1 protein-coding gene is annotated in these 1,364 nt (G+C 58.1%); it reads right to left on the bottom strand.

Going from position 1 to position 1,364, the window contains the following annotated elements:
- Nucleotides 1–1,364, bottom strand: a 1,364-nt coding sequence (locus Q8X51_RS32125; protein ID WP_407695011.1) for a DUF1329 domain-containing protein, incomplete at both ends; no start/stop codon positions are given.

Below are 1,364 nucleotides of genomic sequence, written 5' to 3'. Positions count from 1 at the left end.
CGCTGAGACTGTCGCGCAAGAGACTCAGGCGTAAAGAACGTCAGCGGTTTCAGTTCGTCGAACACCTTCACCCCCTTGGCCCCGGCAGAAATGGAGGAGTGATAGTAGACTCCGGTGGCAAAGTCGTAGATCCAGAACGGCGAGGCGAACGGAATTTGCTTGTCGTACATTTGGTAAGACGGTAGGAAGATCGACTTTGCCAGTTTGCCAGAGGCGTCCCAGCCGTCTGACATCCCGGCAGCCAGAATGTCCTCGTCGTAGTACAAGCGACGCTTGGGCTGTACGTGACGCATGCCTGGCTTCAGAGTGAGCTCGACCACGTGCACGCGATGCAGCTCCCAGCGCATAACCGTCGGATTGGGGTGCTTGTCGGCCAGCAGGTTGGCCGGAGTGGTCTGCGCCCAGTCGTAATTGTTGTAGGGGATGATCATTTCCTTCACGCCCAGATATTTCATGTCATACCGGTCCTGCTTGCCGGAAAACATGTAGATCTCGTCGTAAAGCATGGCACCGCCAGAAGTCGATACAGGAAAATCGTATTCGGCATCCGGTGCACGACGGACACGCCGCTGGCCAGGGGAGTAGTTCCAGGTCGCGTTGGGATTCTTGTTGGGGTTGACGTAGTACCTGATCAGGTTGCCTTCTCCGACATTGCGTGCCGGTGCGGTGTAGATGTTCAGGAACGTCTGGTAAAGCCCCAGCGAAGCGAACTTATCGACATCCAATGCCTTGTTGTAGTACTGCGAATCGCTGGCCGCACTGGTGCCGTTGGTCAGTACCTTGCTGCCCTTGGCGTCGACATACCAGCCTTGGCCCGTCAACAGGAGTGATGCGCCGCGGTAATGCAACTGTGCATTCCAGACCACTTCGTGGCCGGTTTTCGGGGTCGGGAACGGCACCCCACCGAAACAGCCTTCCACGGCAAGACCATCGTCGATGGTCTTGCAGCGGCTGGCATTGGCAATGCTGTTTTCATTGATCCAGTCGGGGTAACGGGCACTGCGTCGACTCGGATAGACCGTGACGGTGTAACTACCGGGGAAGCGCTTAATCAGTTCCTGAGTACCGTCGGAAAGCTGATCGGCGTACTGCGCGACATTCTTGTTGTCGATGATGAACAACGGCTTGTCACTGGCATAGGGATTGGCCCAGAAGCCGGAGTCGGACTTAAAACCCTCCGGCTGGGTGGACGGCGGCAGGCCACCGGTATAGGCCGGAATAGTCCCGGCTGCGTTGCCGGCGACCGTGGCTCCCCAGGGTGTCAGGGTCTTGCCGAGTGCGGCAGCTTCCTGCGGGGAGACTGCGGCATGACTCGTTCCCGCGGTCAGGGACATGATTGCCAGGGCGCCAATGAGCGATTTCAT

Origin of the sequence: Pseudomonas sp. Yb2C2, from assembly GCF_052112325.1 — a bacterium.
Taxonomy (GTDB): Bacteria; Pseudomonadota; Gammaproteobacteria; order Pseudomonadales; family Pseudomonadaceae; genus Aquipseudomonas; species Aquipseudomonas marginalis.
The sequence above is the reverse complement of the archived record's forward strand: the minus strand, read 5'-3'. Positions and strand labels throughout refer to the sequence as shown.